Origin of the sequence: Catenulispora rubra (assembly GCF_015356825.1) — a bacterium.
In the GTDB taxonomy this organism is placed as follows: Bacteria; Actinomycetota; Actinomycetes; order Streptomycetales; family Catenulisporaceae; genus Catenulispora; species Catenulispora rubra.
The window spans coordinates 1-3277 of record NZ_JAACYW010000521.1 but is presented as its reverse complement, the minus strand read 5'-3'; the positions used below and the strand labels follow the sequence as shown (position 1 = coordinate 3277).

General features: G+C 72.3%; 1 protein-coding gene. It reads left to right on the top strand.

Annotated features, from left to right (window positions below):
• The coding region (locus tag GWK61_RS53390; RefSeq protein WP_194922055.1) for a hypothetical protein at window positions 1-3176 on the top strand (3176 nt) is incomplete at its 5' end.
• Window positions 3177-3277 lie beyond the last annotated feature (101 nt).

Here is a 3277-nt window from a genome sequence, read left to right as displayed (position 1 = left end):
CGCCCGCCCTGGCCCCCGGGGCCCTGCCGCCACCTCCCGTCCCGCTCGACCGGTTCGGCGGCGGGTCGGTCGGCACCGGCATCACCAGTTTCTCCTCGACGTCCAAGGGCTATTCGCTCACCAGGACCGAGGCGATCCGCGACACCTACTTCGCCTCCGGCCCCGCCGACCGTTACGCCGGCGAGTACACGATCAACGTCTCCATCCGCAGGACGGTCAATCCCTCACGGCTCCTCGACACGGCGCTGCTCGGAGTGCCCCGCCTGGTCTCCGACCACACCCAGGGCGTCTCGGACCGGAATCGGGAGCGGCCGAGCGTGGACGTGCCGATGATCGAACGGGTGCTGATCCCCTCCGACATGCTGCACGACGACGTGCTGCCGCCGGCCCGGGAGCCCGCGGCGCCGGCTCCCGCGCCGGCCCAGAACGCAGTTGCCAATGCGGCCCCCAAGAGCGTCGCCGACCGGTTCCGCGCCGCCTTCGGGCTCCAGCCGCCGAACCGGCCGCAGCGTCCCGTGGACCGCAACGTCGCGGTCCAGGAGGTGGCCGCCGGCTCCGGTGCCGCGGCCCTCGGGGACCGGCCGTTCGGGATCACCCCGCGCGACCTGCTCCAGCACGACGTGGTCAACTACGGGTTCGACCACACCAAGCTGCGAGTCCTGTTCGACGAGGCGATGAAGCGCTTCTCCGGGACCACCGCGTCGGTCAACGGCGAAGGGCACTCCTCGGCCGTGGCGCGGCTGACCGACGACGGCACCAGGGCCCAGGACGCGCTGCACTACCTGCTGTCCTTCCCGATGCTGACCCGGCAGCTGGAGCACATCCTCAGCCCGCAGGGGCTCACCTCGCCGGAGCTGGTCCGCGAGGGCGGCGTGTTCACCGACACCACCGGCACCCTGACGGTCCGCATGGAGCTGGCGAACCCGCACGTCCGCGGCTACAGCAACGGCTGGCTGGAGTCCGTGGACTACGGCTTCCTGGAGTTCAACCGCAACGAGTCCCACGGCTCCGGGCTGTCGCTGAACATCAACGCCGGCACCTCGGCGACCTCCGGCGACCTCACCGGCGGGCAGCCCGCCAACTCGCACCGGCACCAGAGCGCCGGCGACGCGGTCAACCTCACGCTCGGCCGGAACACCGGCGACAACAACTTCGCGGTGCTCAAGAACATGCCGAAGGCCGAGGCGTACCTGCGCCAGGTGCCGTGGCTGCGGGTGAACGCGGACGCGATCGTCCACCTGACCCTGAACGCCCGCAACACCCGCGGCGCCATCGACCTCCCCGGCGGCCGGGTCACGCTCTCGTTCCGGGTCGCCAAGGCGCTGGAGCTCGGCCTGCCGCCGGAGACGGCCCTGGCCCACGGCCTGGCGCACCCGCGCGGGCTGCCCACGCCGTCCGGGCTCTTCGTCGCCGCGCACGGCGCCGACCCGGCGCACGGCGCCCCCGACCACACCCTGCCCGAGCTGATCACCGCCTACAACCGGCCCGCGGACGGCAACCTGTTCTTCCTGCACGTACGGACCACCGGCGACGGCCGGTTCGTCGTCGGTGGCGAGACGATGAACGCGGCGGCGTTCCACCAGCGTGTGCTCGCCGGCCGCGACCTGGCGGGCCGGACCATCGTCCTGGTCGCCGACGGCGGGAACCGGCCGGTTCCCGGCCGTGGGACCGCCGCGGAGGCACTGGCCCAGCTCACAGACCGCCCGGTGCTGGCGACCGCCGGGACGGTGCACGTCACGCCGGACGGTGCCATCATCGCCGGTGCGGATCCCGGCGCTCCCGGACGCGCCGGCAACCGTGGCGCCTGGGACCTGGTGACCATGGCCGACCCCCTGCAGGTGGCCCCGCACACCGCCCACGGTGCGGTGCTCGACGACGCGATCCGCTCCACGCGCAGGCCGCCGCCGCAGGGCGGGGGACATCCCCAGACACATTCGGCAAAGGGGAAGGGAAGCGAGACGACGATCCCCGAGCTGCGGCAGCGCGTCGACCGGCTTCAGGAGGAACTGAACACCGCCACGGCCCTGCGGAACAGCTTGGCGGATGCGCCGGTGAACGCGGACGAACCGGGCCACGCGGAGCAGCTGGAGGCCCAGCGCGCTGCCGCTCAGGCGGACGTCGACGCGGCGCGCGGCGCGCTCACCGCCGCCCGGCAACGTCTGAACGTCGCCGAGAGCCGGCAGAAAGCTGCCGATGCCGTCGAAGCCGAGCGGGAGGACCTTCGTCGGCGCGTCGCCGAGGATCTGAACCGGCCACCGCGAGACCCCGAGCGGCCCGGGCTGGCCGGCCTGGCAGGGCTTGGCGAAGGGGTGCCGCGCAGGCACGACACGGTCGAGGAGCTGCCTCCATGGACGCGCGGAGGGGTGCCGGCACCGGCATCCGCTCTCGGCGGCGGGCGAGGACCGCTGAAGCGGTCGGCGACCATGCCGCTGTTTCGGCCGCAGCGCGGCCCCGACGAGCAGGTCCGCACACCCGCGGCCCCGCCCGGGACCCAGGAGCCGTCGCGGGCGCAGTCCCCGGTCGAGGTGGCGAGTCCGCTGGATCTGACGCGTGCGCCGACCCCGCACGACGAGGGCCCGGCAGCCCTGCCTCCGCCTTTGCCCCTGCCGTCGGGCATGGAGCCGTTGGCTCCTCTGACGCCGGCGCAGGTCAGGGCAATCGAGCAGGACCAGATCCGGCAGGAGTTCGACCTCAGGTCCGAAACCTTGAAGCGCGCGAACGACGAACAGTCCGAGTTGTGGCACGTTCGCGAACGAGCGCGGACGTCCGGGGCCGCCGGCGGATCGACAGCGGTCGACGACGCTCTCGCACGGGCGATCACGCGGGCGCGTGATGCCGAACGGAACCTCCGTACTGCTGAGGAGTGGGCGGAGTCGGCCGGCGTTCTCGTCCGGCCGGAGGAGCCGACGGAACCTCAGGACACTGAGGCAGTGACCGCGGGGGCCATCCGCTTCAACGAGCCTTCTGCTTCACAGCTTCCGCCTCGCCATACGTTTCCGCCTACTCGGTTGCCTACTCCTCCTCCGTATCCTCCTCCGTTGCCTGTGCTGCCTCTGCTGCTTCATGGCTCGGACGACACGGACAGCACGAACGAATCGAGTGACACGAGCGACACGAGCGATTCGGGCGACCAAAGCGATCACGGCGACCAGGGCGACCAGGGCGGTCAGAGCTGAAGGAGCACGCAAGAGCGGCCGGGTGGCTTCCGAGCCACCCGGCCGCTCTTCGCGTGCGGCTATTCGTGTGCCGCCGCCGTTTTCAGCGTGCGGTGCAGGTC